20 protein-coding genes, 1 tRNA gene and 1 pseudogene are annotated in these 18587 nt (G+C 55.2%); 16 read left to right on the top strand and 6 right to left on the bottom strand.

Annotated elements, in window-relative coordinates:
• Nucleotides 1–113 precede the first annotated feature (113 nt).
• The 5 genes from rapZ to D3H35_RS21440 all read left to right on the top strand — a co-directional run bounded on the left by rapZ (nt 114) and on the right by D3H35_RS21440 (nt 4268).
• Nucleotides 114–1004, top strand: a complete 891-nt coding sequence (gene rapZ, locus D3H35_RS21460) for an RNase adapter RapZ (RefSeq protein WP_119151280.1) — start codon at nt 114–116, stop codon at nt 1002–1004.
• Between the two features lie 7 nt (nt 1005–1011).
• Complete coding sequence (locus D3H35_RS21455; RefSeq protein WP_119151895.1) at nt 1012–2004, top strand: gluconeogenesis factor YvcK family protein; 993 nt, start codon at nt 1012–1014, stop codon at nt 2002–2004.
• A 7-nt stretch (nt 2005–2011) separates the two neighbouring features.
• Nucleotides 2012–2953, top strand: a complete 942-nt coding sequence (gene whiA, locus D3H35_RS21450) for a DNA-binding protein WhiA (protein WP_119151894.1) — start codon at nt 2012–2014, stop codon at nt 2951–2953.
• Between the two features lie 102 nt (nt 2954–3055).
• The gene (locus tag D3H35_RS21445; protein ID WP_119151893.1) at nt 3056–3325 is read left to right on the top strand and encodes an HPr family phosphocarrier protein; all 270 of its coding nucleotides are present in this window, start codon (nt 3056–3058) and stop codon (nt 3323–3325) included.
• A gap of 172 nt (nt 3326–3497) precedes the next feature.
• Complete coding sequence (locus tag D3H35_RS21440; RefSeq protein ID WP_119151279.1) at nt 3498–4268, top strand: SIMPL domain-containing protein; 771 nt, start codon at nt 3498–3500, stop codon at nt 4266–4268.
• A gap of 156 nt (nt 4269–4424) precedes the next feature.
• On the opposite strand, the gene sda is transcribed toward D3H35_RS21440, so the two are convergent.
• The 3 genes from sda to D3H35_RS21425 all read right to left on the bottom strand — a co-directional run bounded on the left by sda (nt 4425) and on the right by D3H35_RS21425 (nt 5699).
• Nucleotides 4425–4679 carry a sporulation histidine kinase inhibitor Sda gene (gene sda / locus D3H35_RS21435; RefSeq protein ID WP_119151278.1) on the bottom strand — a complete coding sequence of 85 codons (255 nt, stop codon included), beginning with the start codon at nt 4677–4679 and terminating at the stop codon, nt 4425–4427.
• A 217-nt stretch (nt 4680–4896) separates the two neighbouring features.
• Nucleotides 4897–5478: an ATP-dependent Clp endopeptidase proteolytic subunit ClpP gene (gene clpP / locus D3H35_RS21430; RefSeq protein ID WP_119151277.1), complete on the bottom strand. Its 582-nt coding sequence runs from the start codon at nt 5476–5478 to the stop codon at nt 4897–4899.
• A gap of 146 nt (nt 5479–5624) precedes the next feature.
• Nucleotides 5625–5699 (bottom strand) — tRNA-Arg (locus D3H35_RS21425).
• Nucleotides 5700–5928: 229 nt separating this feature from the next.
• Between D3H35_RS21425 and D3H35_RS21420 the strand changes: the two genes are divergently transcribed.
• From D3H35_RS21420 to eno, 6 genes and pseudogenes are all read left to right on the top strand, one after another.
• Entirely contained in the window at nt 5929–6951 is a 1023-nt protein-coding gene (locus D3H35_RS21420) for a sugar-binding transcriptional regulator (protein ID WP_119151276.1), read from the top strand.
• A gap of 79 nt (nt 6952–7030) precedes the next feature.
• Nucleotides 7031–8035, top strand: coding sequence for a type I glyceraldehyde-3-phosphate dehydrogenase (gene gap / locus D3H35_RS21415; protein ID WP_119151275.1), 1005 nt, complete (start codon nt 7031–7033; stop codon nt 8033–8035).
• 176 nt (nt 8036–8211) lie between these two features.
• Nucleotides 8212–9393: a phosphoglycerate kinase gene (locus D3H35_RS21410; RefSeq protein WP_119151274.1), complete on the top strand. Its 1182-nt coding sequence runs from the start codon at nt 8212–8214 to the stop codon at nt 9391–9393.
• A 10-nt stretch (nt 9394–9403) separates the two neighbouring features.
• Entirely contained in the window at nt 9404–10159 is a 756-nt protein-coding gene (gene tpiA / locus D3H35_RS21405; RefSeq protein WP_119151273.1) for a triose-phosphate isomerase, read from the top strand.
• Nucleotide 10160: 1 nt separating this feature from the next.
• Nucleotides 10161–11704: pseudogene (gene gpmI / locus D3H35_RS21400) on the top strand (2,3-bisphosphoglycerate-independent phosphoglycerate mutase).
• Nucleotides 11705–12158: 454 nt separating this feature from the next.
• The gene (gene eno, locus D3H35_RS21395) at nt 12159–13451 is read left to right on the top strand and encodes a phosphopyruvate hydratase (protein ID WP_119151272.1); all 1293 of its coding nucleotides are present in this window, start codon (nt 12159–12161) and stop codon (nt 13449–13451) included.
• A gap of 83 nt (nt 13452–13534) precedes the next feature.
• Here eno and D3H35_RS21390 read toward each other — a convergent pair whose 3' ends face one another.
• Nucleotides 13535–14695 carry a C45 family peptidase gene (locus tag D3H35_RS21390; RefSeq protein ID WP_119151271.1) on the bottom strand — a complete coding sequence of 387 codons (1161 nt, stop codon included), beginning with the start codon at nt 14693–14695 and terminating at the stop codon, nt 13535–13537.
• A gap of 97 nt (nt 14696–14792) precedes the next feature.
• Here D3H35_RS21390 and D3H35_RS21385 point away from each other — a divergent pair, with 97 nt between their 5' ends.
• The 5 genes from D3H35_RS21385 to D3H35_RS21365 all read left to right on the top strand — a co-directional run bounded on the left by D3H35_RS21385 (nt 14793) and on the right by D3H35_RS21365 (nt 17613).
• Complete coding sequence (locus tag D3H35_RS21385) at nt 14793–14996, top strand: TetR/AcrR family transcriptional regulator (RefSeq protein ID WP_158594217.1); 204 nt, start codon at nt 14793–14795, stop codon at nt 14994–14996.
• The gene (locus D3H35_RS21380; protein WP_119151269.1) at nt 14993–15391 is read left to right on the top strand and encodes a hypothetical protein; all 399 of its coding nucleotides are present in this window, start codon (nt 14993–14995) and stop codon (nt 15389–15391) included. The genes D3H35_RS21385 and D3H35_RS21380 overlap by 4 nt, the downstream gene beginning before the upstream one ends.
• 124 nt (nt 15392–15515) lie before the next feature.
• Nucleotides 15516–16286 (top strand): sugar phosphate isomerase/epimerase family protein, encoded by a 771-nt coding sequence (locus D3H35_RS21375; RefSeq protein ID WP_119151268.1) that lies wholly within the window; start codon nt 15516–15518, stop codon nt 16284–16286.
• A 147-nt stretch (nt 16287–16433) separates the two neighbouring features.
• On the top strand, nt 16434–17351 hold the full coding sequence (locus D3H35_RS21370) for a GNAT family N-acetyltransferase (RefSeq protein ID WP_119151267.1): 918 nt from the start codon (nt 16434–16436) through the stop codon (nt 17349–17351).
• Entirely contained in the window at nt 17329–17613 is a 285-nt protein-coding gene (locus D3H35_RS21365; protein WP_119151266.1) for a sterol carrier protein domain-containing protein, read from the top strand. The genes D3H35_RS21370 and D3H35_RS21365 overlap by 23 nt, the downstream gene beginning before the upstream one ends.
• Here the strand turns inward: D3H35_RS21365 and D3H35_RS21360 are convergent, their stop codons facing one another.
• Complete coding sequence (locus tag D3H35_RS21360) at nt 17614–18174, bottom strand: hypothetical protein (RefSeq protein WP_119151265.1); 561 nt, start codon at nt 18172–18174, stop codon at nt 17614–17616.
• Between the two features lie 156 nt (nt 18175–18330).
• The coding region (locus D3H35_RS34955) for a methyl-accepting chemotaxis protein (RefSeq protein ID WP_411675163.1) at nt 18331–18587 on the bottom strand (257 nt) is incomplete at its 5' end.

Raw genomic sequence — 18587 nt, 5'->3', positions numbered from 1 at the left:
GTACCGCCGGCCGAGAGCCGCAGGGAGCAGGCGCTGTTTTCTTTCTAAGGCGAGGGCTGCCCGTCATCCCTTGGCCGGGTGGACCGCTCTTACGTTCAGGAGGAGGAAATCGGATGGATACGCTCACTTCGAAACCAACGCTAGTCATCATTACGGGCATGTCGGGCGCCGGCAAGACGATCGCGGTGCAGAGCCTCGAGGATCTCGGCTTTTTTTGCGTCGACAATCTGCCTCCCGTACTTATTCCGAAATTCGCGGAGCTCATCGATCAATCGCAGGGCCGGATCGCGAAGGTCGCTCTCGTTATCGATCTGAGGGGCCGTGAGTTTTTTACCGCGCTGTCCGAATCGCTGAATTACGTGCGGGAGCAATTTACGATTCATAACGAAATTTTGTTTCTGGACGCGATCGATTCTGTGCTCGTTCAGCGTTACAAGGAGAGCCGCCGCCGTCACCCGCTGGCTCCGGAAGGAATGCCTTTGGACGGCATTCATATGGAGCGCAAGCTGCTGGAGGACCTGAAGGGCTGGGCGACGCAAGTCATCGACACGAGCAATCTGAAGCCTGCGCAGCTTAAGGAAAAGATTATCGGCCGGTTCAGTAATTTAGACAAAAACGCCATATCGATCAATGTGACGTCGTTCGGCTTCAAGTATGGAGTTCCGATCGACGCCGATCTCATTTTCGATGTCCGGTTTTTGCCAAACCCGCATTACGTGGACACGTTGAGGCCGAAGACCGGTCAAGATCAAGAAGTGTACGATTACGTCATGAAGTGGCCGGATACGCAGCTGTTTCTGACGAAGCTGCTCGACATGCTGCAGTATCTCATTCCCTTGTATCACAAAGAAGGCAAAAGTCAGATCGTCATCGGCATCGGTTGTACCGGCGGCAAGCATCGATCCGTCGCTCTGGCGGAATACTTAGGTAAAATGCTCTCGGCGGGCGAGACCGAAACGGTGCGCGTGCATCATCGCGACGCCGGTCGCGACGGTCACGGGTGAGGGCATGATGCAGGCGCAGCAAAAGCCGAAAGCCGTTCGTCTTCCGAGAATTGTCGTCATCGGAGGCGGGACGGGCTTGTCTGTTATGCTTCGGGGGCTCAAGCAGAAGCCGCTCGATATTACCGCAATTGTCACTGTCGCGGATGACGGGGGGAGCTCGGGCATCTTAAGGGAAGAGATGCAGATGCCTCCGCCCGGCGACATTCGCAGCGTCCTTACGGCTCTCGCAGATGCCGAACCGTTACTGGCGGAGATGCTGAAGTACAGGTTCCAGAACGGCACAGGTCTGGCCGGACATAGTCTTGGCAACCTGATATTGGCCGCGATGACCGATATTACCGGCGATTTCGTCACCGGCATAACGGAGCTGAGCCGAGTGCTCGCCGTACGCGGAAGAGTGCTTCCGGCGGCGAATCAGGCTATCGTCCTGAAAGCGGAGATGAACGACGGCACGATCGTCGTAGGCGAATCGACCATTCCGAAATCCGGTCTCGAAATCAAGCGCGTATTCATTGAACCCGCCGACGTCGAACCGCTTCCGGAAGCCGTGCAAGCGCTTCGCGACGCGGATGCGATCCTGATCGGCCCGGGAAGCTTATATACGAGCATTATTCCGAACTTGATCGTGCCGAAGCTGGCCGAAGCTATCGTTCAATCGGACGCGGTAAAAATATTTATTTGCAACGTCATGACGCAGCCGGGGGAGACGGACAACTACTCGGTCAGCGATCATCTTAGCGCCGTACATGCGCATATCGGCCATCATCTATTCGATTATGTCATTGTGAACAACGGGGAAATTCCTCCGCAAGTCCAAAGCCTCTATGCCGAGAAAGGCTCGAAGGCGGTCCATCTGGACTTGGAGGAAGTGGAACGCAGAGGGTACAAGGTTATCGCCGACAAGCTCGTGCTGTTCCGCACCTATTTGCGCCATGACGCCGACCGGCTGAGCGAGCATATTTATCAGCTGGTGGAAGACTGGATGCAGCGAAAGGGGTGAGATGTCCATGTCCTTTGCCGCGCAGACGAAGAAAGAGCTGACGCTCGTCGAAGCCGAAGCCTGCTGCGAGAAAGCGGAGCTGTCCGCACTCATTCGGATGAACGGCTCGGTCTCTCTTACGAACAGGCGAATCGTGCTCGATATTGCAACCGAGAACGCGGCTATCGCCAGACGGATGTATACGCTGCTTAAGCGCCACTACTCGATTCCGACCGAATTGCTCGTGCGCAAAAAGATGCGGCTCAAAAAGAACAACGTATACGTCGTGCGAATTCCGGCGGGGGTCGAAGAGCTGCTTAAGGAGCTTGGCATTATAACCGCCACGGAAGGGTTTCAATTCCATCCAAGCATCGACAAGAATATCGTGCGCAAGACATGCTGCAAGAAGGCTTACTTGCGCGGCGCTTTCCTCGCAGGCGGTTCGGTCAACAATCCGGAGGGTTCGTCGTATCATCTGGAGATCGCATCAATGTACGAGGAGCATTGTCAAGCTCTTGTGGAGCTGGCCAATCGGTTTCAACTGAACGCCCGGTTCATCGAGAGGAAGAAGGGATTCATCCTCTACATCAAGGAAGGCGAAAAAATCATCGAGTTTTTGAGCCTGATCGGCGCGCATCAAGCGCTGTTCAAATTCGAGGACGTTCGCATTATGCGCGACATGCGCAATTCGGTGAACCGGATCGTCAATTGCGAGACGGCGAACCTTAACAAGACGATCGGCGCGGCGGTGCGCCAGATCGAAAACATTAAGCTGCTCCAGAAAGAGGTAGGGCTGGAGAGCCTGCCCGAAAAGCTGCGCGAAGTAGCCGAGATCCGGCTTCAGTATCCCGATATTAATTTGAAGGAAGTCGGGGATATGCTGAAAGGCCAGGTCAGCAAGTCCGGCGTCAATCACCGGCTACGGAAACTTGACGAATGGGCGGAAAAAATCCGGAATGGCGGCGCATAAGCGTATAGCGCTTTGGTTCTAAACAATGTTATAATATTGTTCGAAAAGATTTTCGGCGATTCCCATATGTGGGGCGAATCAAAGATAGGGGGTATCCGTTCCATGACGAAACAGCCGGTGGTTGTTCGGCTAAAGACGGGGCTTCACGCCAGACCGGCCGCACTCTTCGTGCAGGAAGCCAATAAATTCTCCTCCGATGTCTTTGTGGAGAAGGACGAGAAGAAAGTGAACGCCAAGAGCATCATGGGTATTATGAGCTTGGCGATCAGCTCGGGTACGGAAGTTGCCATCAGCGCGGAAGGCTCCGACGCAGAGCAGGCTGTAACCGCTTTAGTCCAACTCGTTAGCAAAGAAGAGCTGGAGAACCAGTAAACGTCCATAAGCGGAACCGCTCAAAGCTCCCGACGCGGGGGCTTTTTGCCTTTTTAAAAGCAATTTTCGTCGTGGAGTGAAGGCGTGGAATAATTCTTTTCCGGAAATTGAAACATTTTGGTAACGGCTTGCGTCCATAGGATCAAACAAGCTGAAAGGGGTATTCGTACAAATGAAGCAGCGTTCATGGCAAGTGCTGACGGTGGCGTTGGCCGTCGTCGTCATCGGGTGGATCGGGTTTGGCAAAGGGGAGGGAACGATCGTGGCGGCAGAAACGCCGACGACCGCAAGCGCACAATCGGCGGTTGTGAATACGGTAACGGTAGGAGCAAGCGGTTCGATCTTGGTGGAGCCGGACGTCGCGTACTTGAACGTCTCGGTCGATTCTCAAGGAACGACGGCCAATGCGGCTCAGAAGGCGAACGCCGACAAGTTCGCCGCGGTGGAGAAAGCATTGTACGAGAAATACGGCATTAGCAAGAAGGACGTTAAGACGACAGGCTTTTATGTGCAGCCGGAATATAATTATACCGAGAAGGAAGGACGCAAGCTGACGGGCTACAACGCTTCCCATTCGCTGCAGGTTACGTATCGCAAGCTGGACGGGATTGGCAAGCTGCTGGACGACTTGACCGCCGCCGGAGCGAACCGGACGGACGGCGTCCAATTCTCGACGGAGAAGAAGGACCAATACGAGCTTGACGCCTTGAAACAAGCAATGGCGAACGCAGACGCGAAAGCGGGCGTACTGGCCGTGTCCGCGAAGCGGCAGCTCGGCGGCGTGCTGAATATCGTGCAAGGAAACGCTCAGAATGTGCCTGTCATCATGTACGATCAGGTGGCTAAGGTCGCATCCGAGTCTGGGGCATCCGCCTCCAGCTCCGTGCAAGTCGGGCAAATCGAGATTTCCGCCAGCGTGACGGTTCAATACGGCTTGAAATAAGATACAAGCAACGCCCAAGAAGACTGTTCCCGAGTCGTCCATTTGATGACTTGTCGGAACAGTCTTTTTTGGGCGCGCACAGGCTTGGACAAAACAAAAAGCCGCCTCCCGTTAGGGCGGCGGCAACCATTCGGTTTTGTTGGAATTCCCTGATCCCTAAGCTTCCCGGCGATGCTCCAATTGGCGGATGGAAATGGCTTCCTCCAGCAATTCGATGAATTCGCTAGAGAGATTCATCTTCTTCGCTTCCCGGTACACCTCAAGCAAGTGCTCGTCCTGAAGCGGACGAAGCAGAGCAGCTTTATCGCTTAACCGGCGAGCCGGCACGTAGTCGATGGGTTCATCGAATCGAAGCGGGATTTCGGGCTGTCTGTTTGGTTTGACTAAGTACGGATAGGCCTTTTGGTTCATTGTGCAGTCCCCCTTTTCCAGAGTTCCTAAGATCGAACTAGAACTGGAGGTTTATGGGATAACCTCAGGATAAAGCATATCACGAATTTCTCGATCCGAAGAGGGGGGATTCACCGCCGTGAATTTTTGTTGACAGTACACAAAATGTGTGGTAATAGAAAAAAGCTGCTTCCGCGCCGGCAAAGGGCAGAAGGCAGCTTTTTTTCTATTGCGGCGCTTACAGCTTTTCGATGACTTTGTCTACGAGGCCGTATTGCTGGGCGACGTCCGCGTCCATGAAGTTGTCGCGGTCGGTATCCTTCTCGATGCGTTCGATCGGTTGACCGGTGCGCTCGGACAGGATTTTGTTCAGCTTGTCGCGCATCTTCAGAATCCGGCGTGCCCGGATTTCGATATCGCTTGCTTGTCCTTCGGCTCCGCCGAGAGGTTGGTGAATCATAATTTCGCTGTTCGGCAAAGCGAAGCGCTTGCCCTTCGCGCCGGCAGTCAGCAGGAACGCTCCCATGGAGGCGGCCATGCCGACGCAGATCGTGGAAACGTCCGGCTTAATGAACTGCATCGTGTCGTAGATGGCCATACCGGAGGTGATGGATCCTCCCGGGCTATTAATATAAAGGTGGATATCCTTCTCCGGATCGTCGGCCGCCAGGAACAGCATTTGGGCGATGATGGAGTTGGCAACCACATCGTTGACGCCGGTACCTAGAAAAATAATGCGGTCTTTCAGCAGACGGGAGTAAATGTCGTAGGCCCGCTCTCCGCGATTGCTCTGTTCAATGACCATAGGGACGAAACTCATTGTGATTCCCCCTCCTTATTAAGGTTGGATTGAAAATTGGTTTCTTAATCATATCCAATTCCGCGTCTAAAGTCAAAGAAAGTCAAAGGGTGAAAAAACAAAAAAACCGGCCGTATGGAACGGTCGGTTCTGTCAAAGCTAGAAGTTGGCGCGCCCGAAGGGAATCGAACCCCTATCTCAGGCTCCGGAGGCCTACGTCATATCCATTGGACCACGGGCGCATGTTTATTGGAACAGCAAGAGTTATTATAGGTCATGGCACTAGAAAAAGCAAGCAAAACGATGCTGTTAAATTTGACGGGTTCATGGACGTTTAGGGTTGCAACAAAAGCGGGATTCGGATAAAATGTAAGTGGGACATAAAAAGAAGCGGCGGGACATTTTAAGTCCAACCCAAACCGCCCGCGTTCACGCCGATGCCAACCGGCCGCAGGGGGAGACTCGGAAAGAATGCGGAAAATACTCGAGATCGAACGCAAGCTAATACCCGATCTAATGCAAGTCATGCACAAGCGGTATGAAATTTTGCAGCGGATTTTTTTATCGGGGACGATTGGCCGCAGAACGTTGGCGATCAGCGTGGATTTGACGGAGCGCGTGCTCCGGACGGAGCTCGATATTTTGCGCGAGCAAGGGCTCGTGGATACGAGCGCCGGAGGAATGGCGCTTAGCGAGGCCGGCCGCCAGCTTGTCGAAGAGCTGGAGCCGCTCGTGAAGGAATTGTTCGGGCTGTCCGATCTGGAGAAAGCGATGCGCGAAGCGTTCGGATTGTCCAAGGTTGTTATTGTGCCGGGAGATTCCGACGAATCCGATCATGTGAAACGGGAGATGGGACGCGCCGGCGGCCGCGTGCTGCGCGAAAGCCTCTCGCGAGGCGACGTAGTGGCGGTAATGGGCGGCTCCACGATGGCGCGAATGGCGTCGCAATTTCCGGTATCCGCTCCGATGCGGGACAACTGGTTCGTGCCGGCAAGAGGCGGACTCGGCGAAAGCGTCGATTACCAAGCGAACACGATCGCCGCGGAATTAGCCAAGCTGACGAGTGCGAGATATCGAATGCTCCATGTTCCCGACCATCTGAGCGAGGAAGCTTATCAGACGATTATGCAAGAGCCGAACGTGAAGGAAGTCGTCGATATGATTCGCGGAGCGCGGATCGTCGTTCACGGCATCGGCGACGCGATGACGATGGCAAGAAGACGGAAGGTCGGCCCGGACACGATGGAAGAGATGAAGCGGGAAGGCGCGCTGGCGGAAGCGTTCGGCTACTACTTCGACCGGAACGGTCAGGTCGTGCATCGAATGGCGACGGCGGGTCTCAGGCTCGAAGACATCGAAGCGGCCGGCGTCGTTATCGGCATAGCGGGCGGCCGCAGCAAAGGCGAGGCGATCTCATCCGTGCTGCGCTTCGGACACGACGACATTCTCGTCACCGACGAAGCGGCCGCCGAGGAAGCATTACGGCATTTGTAAGTTCCAATTATGTGGTCTTGGCGCTAACGGCGCCTGACAATAGATCAAACAATTTAAGCCTTTCAAGGAGGAAACCATCATGGTAAAAGTCGGTATTAACGGATTTGGCCGGATCGGCCGCAACGTGTTTCGCGCATCCCTGAACAACCCTAACGTAGAGATCGTAGCAATCAACGATCTGACGGACGTAAGCACGCTCGCTCATCTGCTCAAGTATGACACAACTCATGGTCGTCTGGACGGAACCGTTGAAGTAGGCGAAGGCGCTCTTATCGTCAACGGCAAGTCGATCAAAGTGTTCGCAGAACGCGATCCTGGCAACCTTCCTTGGGCTTCCGTCGGCGCTGAAATCGTCGTTGAATCGACGGGTATTTTCACCGCTAAAGATAAAGCCGAGCTTCACCTGAAAGGCGGCGCGAAGAAAGTTATTATCTCCGCTCCTGCTACCAACGAAGACATTACGGTCGTTCTGGGCGTTAACGAAGACAAATACGATCCTGCTCAACATACGATCATCTCCAACGCATCTTGCACGACGAACTGCTTGGCTCCTTTCGCGAAAGTCATCCACGAGCAATTCGGCATCGTCAAAGGCATGATGACGACGATCCACTCGTATACGAACGATCAACAAGTGCTTGACCTTCCGCACAAAGACCTTCGCCGCGCTCGCGCTGCCGCGGAAAACATCATTCCTTCGTCCACTGGCGCTGCGAAAGCCGTTTCCCTCGTACTGCCTGAGCTCAAAGGCAAATTGAACGGCATGTCGTTCCGCGTTCCTACGCCTAACGTTTCCGTAACCGATCTCGTTGCCGAAGTAAAAAACAACGTAACGGTTGAAGAAGTTAACGCGGCTCTGAAAGCTGCCGCTGAAGGCCCTCTGAAAGGCATCTTGAACTACTCCGACGAGCCGCTTGTATCGAGCGACTACAACGGCGACCCTGCTTCTTCCACGATCGACGCGCTGTCCACGATGGTCGTCGAAGGCAACCTTGTTAAAGTCGTTTCCTGGTACGACAACGAGTGGGGCTATTCCAACCGCGTCGTCGATCTTGCGGCGTTCATCGCCAGCAAAGGTCTGTAATATTTAGTTTCATCTTAGGCTCGCATTCGTCCCGGACTTGCATTCGCAATTCCGGGACACGCTTTACTTAACGAGGTTAGCGATTGAATGCGTCATGCGTTATCCATAAGCGGACTCCGACATCGGGGTCCTGCTTCATGCGTAGAGACATATTTGTTGCATAGGAGGCTGGGACCATGAACAAGAAGAGCGTTCGCGACGTGGAATTGGCAGGCAAGAAGGTATTTGTTCGGGTAGATTTCAACGTTCCGCTGGAGAATGGCGCGATTACGGACGACACTCGCATTCGCGAGACGCTGCCTACGATCAAATTCCTGATCGAAAATGGCGCGAAAGTCATCCTGGCCAGCCACTTGGGACGTCCGAATGGCGAAGTCGTGGAAGGTCTGCGCCTGACGCCTGTTGCGGCTCGTTTGTCGGAGTTGCTCGGCAAGCCGGTCGTTAAGGCTGACGAAGCGATCGGCGAGAGCGTGAAAGGTCTTGTCGCAGCTTTGAAGGACGGCGACGTCCTGCTGCTTGAGAACGTTCGTTTCTACGCGGGCGAAGAGAAGAACGACGTCGAATTGGCGAAAGCATTCGCGGAGCTGGCCGACCTGTACGTGAACGACGCGTTCGGCGCCGCTCACCGCGCTCACGCTTCCACCGAAGGCATCGCTCATCATCTCCCGGCCGTATCCGGTCTGCTGATGGAGAAAGAGCTCGACGTTCTGGGCAAAGCGCTGAACAACCCTGAGCGCCCGTTCACCGCAATCGTCGGCGGCTCCAAGGTTAAGGACAAAATCGACGTCATCAACAAAATGATCGAGATCGCCGACAACATCCTCATCGGCGGCGGCTTGTCCTACACGTTCTTCAAAGCGCAAGGCTACGAAATCGGCCAATCGCTGTGCGACAACTCCAAGCTGGATCTGACGCTTGAGTTCATCGAGAAAGCGAAGAAAGCCGGCAAAAACCTGCTTCTTCCCGTCGACATCGTCATCTCCGACGACTTCAGCGCGACGGCTAACACGAATATCGTAGGTCTTGACGGTATCCCGTCCGACTGGGAAGGCATCGACATCGGGCCGAAAACCCGCGAAATCTACGCCGACGTCATCAAGAACTCCAAGCTCGTCGTATGGAACGGGCCGATGGGCGTTTTCGAAATCGAGCCTTTCTCTCACGGTACCCGTGCAGTCGCTCAAGCTTGCGCGGATACTTCCGCTTACACGGTTATCGGCGGCGGCGATTCGGCTGCTGCTGCTGAGAAGTTCCACCTGGCTGACAAAATGGACCATATTTCCACAGGCGGCGGCGCGTCCCTAGAGTTCATGGAAGGCAAAGCACTTCCGGGCGTCGTAGCGCTTAACGATAAGTGAGGTAGAGACGATGAGCAGAACTCCGATTATTGCAGGCAACTGGAAAATGTTCAAGACGGCTGGCGAAGCGGTATCCTTCGTCTCCGAAGTGAAAGGCAAAGCCGAAGTAGCCGGTGTGGAGAGCGTCATTTGCGCTCCTTTCACGGCGCTGCCGGCGCTTGTCGAGGCGGTTAAGGGCACGACGATCAAAGTCGGCGCGCAAAATCTCCACTTCGAAGACAACGGCGCTTTCACGGGAGAAATCAGCGGCGTTATGCTGAAGGATCTCGGCGTTCATTACGTCATCATCGGTCACTCGGAGCGCCGTCAATATTTTGGCGAAACGGAAGAGATCGTTAACAAGAAGACGCATGCTGCGTTCAAGCATGGACTCACTCCGATCGTATGCGTAGGCGAGAAGCTCGAAGAGCGCGAAGCCGGCACGACGAACGAAGTCGTTCGCGTACAGACGGAAGGCGCGTTCGTCGGCTTGTCCGCCGAGCAAGCGTCCGAAGTCGTCATCGCTTACGAGCCGATCTGGGCGATCGGAACGGGCAAATCGTCGACGGCTGCCGACGCTAACGAGACGATTTCCTACATTCGCGGCGTCGTTGCCGGATTGTACGGCGCAGATGTCGCTTCGAAGGTTCGCATTCAGTACGGCGGAAGCGTAAAACCGAACACGGTAGCCGAGTACATGGGCCAGCCGGACATCGACGGCGCTCTCGTCGGCGGAGCCAGCTTGGAGCCGGCGTCTTACGTGGCGCTGGTCGAAGGAGCGAAATAAGATGGGCTCCCCACGTCCAAAACCGGTCGCGCTCATCATCCTCGACGGCTTCGGCCTTCGGGGGAGACGCACGGCAACGCCGTCGCTCAAGCGAACAAGCCTAACTTCGACCGCTACTGGGCCACTTACCCTCACACCGAATTAACGGCTTGCGGGGAAGCGGTAGGTTTGCCGGAAGGACAGATGGGCAACTCCGAAGTCGGTCACCTGAACATCGGAGCCGGCCGCATTGTCTATCAGGATTTGACCCGCATCTCCAAGTCGATTCGCGAAGGCGAATTCTACGATAACGAGACGCTGCTTGGCGCCGTTCGCCATGCGAAGACAAACGGCAAGAAGCTGCACCTGTACGGGCTGTTGTCCGACGGCGGCGTTCACAGCCACATTGCCCATTTGTTCGCCTTGCTTGAGCTTGCGAAGAAGGAAGAGCTGACGGAAGTATTCATTCATGCTTTTCTGGACGGACGCGACGTGTCCCCGGACAGCGCGGTCGGCTATCTGGAGCAGCTTCAGGCAAAAATCGAACAAATCGGCGTCGGACAAGTCGCTACGGTGCAAGGGCGTTATTATGCGATGGACCGCGACAAGCGGTGGGAACGGACGGAGAAATCCTACCGCGCCATGGTATACGGCGACGGCCCGGCCTACTCCGATCCGATTCAGGCCGTGAAGGAATCGTACGAGAAGTCGGTCATGGACGAGTTCGTCATGCCGACGGTTATCGTGGGGGCGGAGGGCAAGCCGGTCGGTCTGGTGGAATCCGAAGACGCGGTTATCTTCTTCAACTTCCGTCCGGACCGCGCGATTCAGCTTTCCAACGTGTTCACGAACGAAGACTTCCGCGGCTTCGACCGCGGGCCGAAATATCCGAAAAACCTGTACTTCGTCTGCATGACGCTGTTCGCAGAGACGGTCGGAGGCTTTGTCGCCTACAAGCCGAAGGAGCTCGACAATACGCTGGGCGAAGTGATCGCGCAGAACGGGTTGAAGCAGCTTCGCACGGCGGAGACGGAGAAGTACCCTCACGTGACGTTCTTCTTCAGCGGCGGACGCGACCATCAGCTCGACGGAGAGACTCGCATCCTCATCAATTCGCCGAAGGTAGCCACTTACGATCTTCAGCCGGAGATGAGTGCGTACGAGCTCGCTGAATCGACTGTGAAGGAGATTGAAGCGGGTCATCACGACGCGATCATTCTTAACTTCGCGAACCCCGACATGGTCGGACACTCCGGGAAGCTGGAGCCGACGATCAAAGCGGTCGAAGCGACCGACGATTGCCTCGGCAAAGTCGTCGAGGCGATTCTCGCGCAGGGCGGCGTAGCCGTCATCATGGCCGATCACGGCAACGCGGATCTCGTCATCGACGACGACGGGCGTCCGTTCACCGCGCATACGACGAACCCGGTTCCGTTCATCGTAACGAGCAAGGACGTCAAGCTGCGCGACGGCGGCATTCTGGCCGACGTCTCCCCGACGCTGTTGTCGCTGCTGCAGCTTCCGCAGCCGAAGGAAATGACGGGCGCGACTCTTATTGAGGGCTAGCAATTGGCAGGTCGGCGCTTGGATAAAATGACAGACCGGGTTTGGCTGAGTCCCTACAAACGGGAATTGTTGCCTCCCGGCTTGATTAAATGCAGAAGATACAGTTAAATTAGGTTCGGAAGGCGTATTTGGGCGAGTTAACTGCAGAACTTGCTGCTAGTGCCGGAGAAGCTGCATGTATACGTCGGTTTCCCGTGATTTAGATGTACGAACTGCAGTTGCTTACCGCTCGCATACGTCCGTCAGTTGATTAACGGTATGAAATGCAGTTAGCTGCTCGAAAACGGAAAGTGCCGCTTGCATCTACCGTCTTTTCGAAAAACGGAAAGTGCCGCCTGCATCTACCGTCTGCTCGAATGCGGCTGGGTGCAGGAGTAGTGGGTTGGTTTTGAAGCTTTAGTGGGTTAATTAAATTAGGGGCCAAGGTCCCATAAGAACAAAGGAGTGCATATTCATGACTATCATTTCCGACGTTTACGCACGCGAAGTGCTCGACTCCCGCGGCAATCCGACCGTGGAAGTCGAAGTATCCCTCGAATCCGGCGCCAAAGGACGCGCAATCGTTCCGTCCGGCGCATCGACCGGCGCATACGAAGCCGTTGAGCTTCGCGACGGCGACAAAGACCGTTACCTCGGCAAAGGCGTTCTGAAAGCCGTTGAGAACGTCAACGCTTCGATCGCTCCTGAAATCATCGGCTACGACGCTCTCGATCAAGTCGCTATCGACCGCAAAATGATCGAGCTCGACGGCACGCCGAACAAAGCCAACTTCGGAGCCAACGCGATTCTTGCCGTATCCATCGCGGTTGCCCGCGCTGCGGCTGACGCTCTTGACGTTCCTCTGTACACGTACCTCGGCGGCTTCAATGCCAAAACGTTGCCGGTTCCAATGATGAACATCGTTAACGGCGGCGCTCATGCCGACAACAACGTTGACGTTCAAGAATTCATGGTATTGCCGATCGGCTTGCCTACGTTCTCGGAAGCTCTTCGCGCCGGTACGGAAATTTTCCACGCGCTGAAATCCGTTCTGAAAGCGAAAGGCCTGAACACGGCTGTCGGCGACGAAGGCGGCTTCGCACCGAACCTTGGTTCCAACGAAGAAGCTCTGTCCACGATCATTGAAGCTATCGAAAAAGCGGGCTACAAGCCAGGCGTCGAAATTTTCCTGGGCATGGACGTCGCTTCCACCGAGTTTTTCAAAGACGGCAAATACCACCTCGAAGGCGAAGGCAAGTCCTACACGTCCGCCGAGTTCGTGGATCTGCTCGCTAGCTGGGTAGAGAAATATCCGATCGTCTCGATCGAAGACGGCTGCTCCGAAGACGACTGGGCAGGCTGGAAACTGCTGACCGAGAAATTGGGCGACAAAGTCCAGCTCGTAGGCGACGACCTGTTCGTTACGAACACCGAGCGTCTGTCCGACGGTATCGCACAAGGCGTAGGCAACTCGATTCTCGTCAAAGTTAACCAAATCGGTACGCTGACTGAAACGTTCGACGCGATCGAAATGGCTAAACGCGCAGGCTACACGGCCGTTATCTCCCACCGTTCCGGCGAATCCGAAGACAGCACGATCGCTGACATCGCAGTCGCTACGAACGCCGGCCAAATCAAAACGGGCGCACCTTCCCGTACGGACCGCGTCGCTAAGTACAACCAATTGCTCCGCATCGAGGATCGCTTGGCTTCCACCGCGATCTATGGCGGCAAAGACGCATTTTACAACCTGAAAAACCTCAAGTAATACTCTTATAGCACATGAAATAACCGCTCCATACAACAAAGCAGAGAGGCGCTTATCGCTTCTCTGCTTTTTATATGGCCGATTTATCGATGCGGCTTCAACCGAAACGTGAACGATTCGGAACGCTGGCTGCCTTCCGGCAAATCCTTCACGTAGAAGTCGACCTTCATGCTGTTCTCGCACGTATCGTAGACCGAGTGCCATAAGGTTCGGGAGGTTTTGTCGAAGGAGGGATCGATATAGGCGCATCTATTGTACTCCCGGACTTCCTCATCGGTGTAGAAAGGCTCGGAATGGGCGGCGATTTTCTCCCTTATCCTGTTGTACCTGGCATACATGCCGTTAGGATTGTCGTCCTCGGGCAAAGGGGTGCCGTCCGCATACCGATGAAGAAGAAAATTGGAGACGATGAAAGGCTCCGTCCCGCCGTCCAGGATGTGATAGCGGTTGTTCGTGTAGGAGCTCTCGAAGACGAAGCTTTTGCCGCTGCGGTCGGCTATCAAGTAGTGGAGCGGGATGTGGGCGTAGTATAGCCGATGGGACAACAGCGCCTGCTTAGCCTCCTCCACGTTGGCGCAGGAGTCGAGAATCAGCCTCATGATCTGCAATTCGTTCAAGCCTACTTGGCGAGTGAAAGCGGGCTCCCGCGGATATGTATTCGCCGATTCGTCGTCGGCGAGAATGGATACGACAAGTCCTCTCTCGTTGATTCCGTCGAGAACGCCGTTCACCAGATCGTAATTGCACATAGCCAGCGAAGCGTAACCGTCATCGGGATAGAGCTCCATGATATAAGGGCTGCCGACGACGGCGGGATGATTCTCCGACGCTTCCCGGTCGTCCATCGTCTTCAAGGAAAAGTCGAAGTTGCGGCTGAGGAACCCTTGCCCCGATTTTGTCTTTGAAGGAGGATAGAACACGGCGGAGCATCCGAAGGGCTCCATATTGTACATCAATTGGTTGAAGTCCAATTCGTCGTCATCCAGCTTTGAGTCAAAAGCGGCCGCAATCCCTTTCATCCTCTCGAAATGGATAGGGTAGCGCCTCTGGACGTATTCCCTCTGGAACCGGTTGCGCAACGTCTCGGAAGGTTGACGGCGGGGCTCCACATGGTGGCGCGATCGCGCCAACGACGCCAGATGGCTGCCGATTTCATAGGATGTCCCTTTCAAGGTGAGGTGCCGGACGGTCATGAAGCCGCTCGTGTCCAAAGGGAGCTGGGTTTCGCTTTTGAATAGTGACATGTGATTGCCTCCTTCTGCTTTTCAATTATAATATAACTGACTGATCAGTTAATGTAAATATTCAGCTTAGATGATATAATTGGGCGGGGTGATGCGAATGTCAAGAACGGTCAATGTAGCATTGCGGGAAAAGAAGCGACAACAAATTATAGATGCAGCCTCTTCGTTGTTTTCCACGAGGGGGTTTTTCGCGACGACCGTGTCCGAGATCGCCAAGGAAGCGGGTATGAGCCATGCGGCGGTGTTTACGTATTTTTCAAGCAAGGAGGAGCTGCTGGACGCGATTATACAAGGTCCTTGAAGGAGGAGTCTTCGCGGCTGCGAAAGCTTCTTAGCCAAGAAGGAGCGCCCGGGCGCATTCTGGAGCTTATCGTCAAGGAACAGGTCGAATCTCATATTCGGAAGGGGTCGTATTTAAGAATCGTTCAAATCGTTCTAAGCCAGCCAGCCGTGTTCGACAAGCAGTCGAAGGCCGTCTTCGCCTATTCGAGCGAAATCGTCACCGCACTGACTCGTCTCATCGAGCAAGGGCAGGCGGCGGGCGAGCTGTTGCCGGGAGATCCCGAGGCTACCGGTTGGTCGTACTTCTCATACGTCAGCGGACTGGGAATGATCAATCACGATGCCGACGACAATCTGGTGCGGGAGTTCGTCGATAGAGGCTGCAGAATTATCGGCCTCCTGCGGCGCGGCTAGCTCGGATAAAGTGGAAACCCCAAATGCCATAAAAAGTGGGCAAAAACCTTCCTCGTGGGGAGTGACTTTTTTGCCTATAATGAAGGGGGGATGACACTCTAACGATAGATTGGTGGATGAACAGATGAGTAAACCGCAGTTGGGCATTCAATTGTATTCCGTACGCGACCTCGCGGAAAAAGACTTCCTTGGCACCATTAGACAGATTGCTGAAATCGGATACAAGAACGTAGAGCTGGCCGGGTATTACGGAGTTTCCGCCAAAGATTTGAAGCAGGCTCTCGCCGACAACGGTCTCCATGCATCGTCCGCGCACGTCGGATTGACCGTGAACGAGCCGGAGAAGCTGGAAGAGAACTTGAAGCAACAGATCGAATACGCGATCGAGCTCGGACTTCCGAAATTCGTCGTGCCGGGGTATCCGTTGCCGGAAAACCCGACAGCGGGCGATGTGGCTAAGTTCATCGATACGCTCGGGCGCGCCGCCGATGTCGTGACGGCAGCGGGGCTTGCGTTCGGCTACCACAATCACGCGTTCGAATTCAAGCCGGCTCCAAGCGGCAAGCTGATTATCGACGAATTGTTGGAAAGCATCCCGGCAAACAAGCTGTTCGCCGAATTCGATCTTGGTTGGATAAAAGTCGCAGGGCAAGACCCGGCTGCTTACGTCGCTAAATATGCGGGTCGCCTGCCGCTCGTTCACGCAAAGGATTTCAAACCCGACGGCGTCGATACGGAAATCGGCCGCGGCACGGTCGACTGGGACACCGCTCTTGCCGCAAGCGAGCAAGCGGGCGTCGAGTACGTCATTATCGAGCAGGAGCGGTACGACATCTCGTCTCTGGAGAGTGCGCAGCTCAATTTTGCGTGGTTCAAGGAACGCGGCTGGAATTAAGTCCCCGCCATACATCTTGGATTGGTAAATATGACACGAATTGAGGGTCCGGCAGCGATGCCGGGTTCTTTTTTTGGCCTTGCTCGCACGGTTCGGTTAAGATGAAAGCATAGGTATGAAATCAACGGAAAAGAGGATAAGCATCCAATGATGACGTTAAGGAATGTTCGAGAGAACGAATTCGATGATCTGATGGCGCTGTGGCAGTTCGCCTTTCAAATTCAAATGCCGCCGGAGCGAGTGGAAAAGGAGCGCGAATCGTTCCGTGCAGACAATCATTGGGGGCTGTTCGACGAGAATGGCAGGCTGCTGACGAATTTGTCTATTTTGCCGCTTGAGGTGTGGATCCACGGTGTTCGGATGAAAATGGGCGGAGTCGCGAGCGTATCCAGTTGGCCGGACGCGCGCAGGCAAGGGGGAGTGACCAAGCTGCTTCACCATGCGCTCCGAAAAATGCGCGAAGCGGGACAGACGATCAGCATGCTGCATCCGTTCTCGGTTCCCTTTTACCGCAAATACGGGTATGAGCTGACGGTGACGAGAAAGCAGTACACGATCGAGACGAAGCATTTTCCTCCTCGGGCAGATGTGCCGGGGACGGTTGCCATTGTGCCGAAACGTTCGGAACTGCTGAACGACGTGTACGAACAATACGCTGCAAAATATAGCTGTACGCTGGCGAGAACGGACGACTGGTGGGAGAGAAAGGTGCTGTCCAAGCCGGGGGTGGCCGCTCTATACCGAAATCCGGACGGAATCGCGGAAGGTTATTTGCTGTATGAGGCGGCGGACCGCAAGATGCGGATACATGAGTGGGTGCATACGACCGAAACGGCTCGGGCGGCGTTGTGGAGCTTCATTGGCAATCACGATTCGATGATCGATCAGCTCGTCATGATGGCCCGGAGGACGATGACCTGCCTTTCTTGCTGCCGGAGCCGCGGTTCAAGCAAGAGCTGTTGCCTTATTTCATGTCGCGTATCGTGGATGTGGAGCGGTTCATCGAGCCGTATTCCTTTGCGGCTTCCGAGCGGAGGATGTATTGGCGATCCGGGTAGAGGATGAACGGGCGGATTGGAACGACGGCTGGTTCCGGTTGACGATTCCCGCGAACGGACGATCGGCCTTGGTCGAGCGGACAGAGATGGCGGCTCCGGGAATTCCCTCGGCTGCGTGCGACATTCAGACATGGACTGCAATGCTCGCCGGAGGACGACGTCCGGCAGCGTTCGCCTCTGTAGGGAGATTGAAGGCCGAAGAGGAGGCGCTGGCGATTATGGAGCGCCGGATTCCCCGCGGCCCGACTTATTTGGCGGATTTCTTCTGATCAGACGGCGATAGGCTCGTCTTCCATCCATTGAATGGCATGATCCAGCGCCGCCTTGAACAATTGCCGTCCTTGTTGGGTCAGACCTTGGCGCGCTTTTTCGTATTCGCCGTTCAGCATGTAGCCCGCATTGCGATCTTTGGTCCGATGGAAGCTTTCCCAAGCTTCGCGAAGCTCGGCGAGACAGCGGCTATCTCGCGAATCCGCACAATGAACGGCAAGCTCTTCGAACCGTTGCTCCAGCTGCTGCTCCATCGCGAGCTTGCGCTCGTTCCAAGCCCGGATGTCTTCGGGAGCGCGGCACTCAATCATGGACAGCATAATGGCTCGTACCCCGAGTGCTCCTTCCATCCAGCTCTCGATTGCGGAGGAAAGAGGGGTCATTCCGTTCTCTGCCGGAAGCTTGAACTGGGAAACGGCTGAACGGAGCGACATGCCGGTGCTGACAGCTTGCCGAACCGATTCGTTCATGGAGAGGATGTTGTGCTGCTGGACGTCGACGGAGGCGAGCGCTTCCTCGGTTCCGGCCGCCATCTGCTCGACCATCGCGGACGTACTCATGACCGCCTCGGAGAGGGAGGAGGTCGAGTCGTCACGGCGCGGAGGTTGCCGTTCATTCGCTGCAGTTGGCCGTCGTATCGGCGATGAATTTGGCGAATCCTTTGAAGCGTTCGGTCGTTTCTTCCATGGCGGAAGAGCTTTCGAGAACGGATGCCTTCATCCGTTCGACGGCTTCCTCAAGACGGCGCTTCGCGCGTCGCTGCTGTCATCTGTTCGGTGATGCGGACGGCGGATTCCGGGTTTGCAGCGCGAGCTTGGATACCTCTTGGCGAACGACGCAAAGCCTGTGCCATGATCTCCAGCGCGTGCCGCCTCAATGTTGGCGTTCAGGGCTAGCAGCTGGGTCTGGCTCGCTATGTCGTCGATCAGCTTTGACATGTGGCGATCATGACGAAAGCTTCTCGAAATTCCCG

The organism is Cohnella faecalis, from assembly GCF_003570905.1.
Classification (GTDB): domain Bacteria; phylum Bacillota; class Bacilli; order Paenibacillales; family Paenibacillaceae; genus Cohnella; species Cohnella faecalis.
This window is presented reverse-complemented; position numbering and strand designations above follow the sequence as displayed.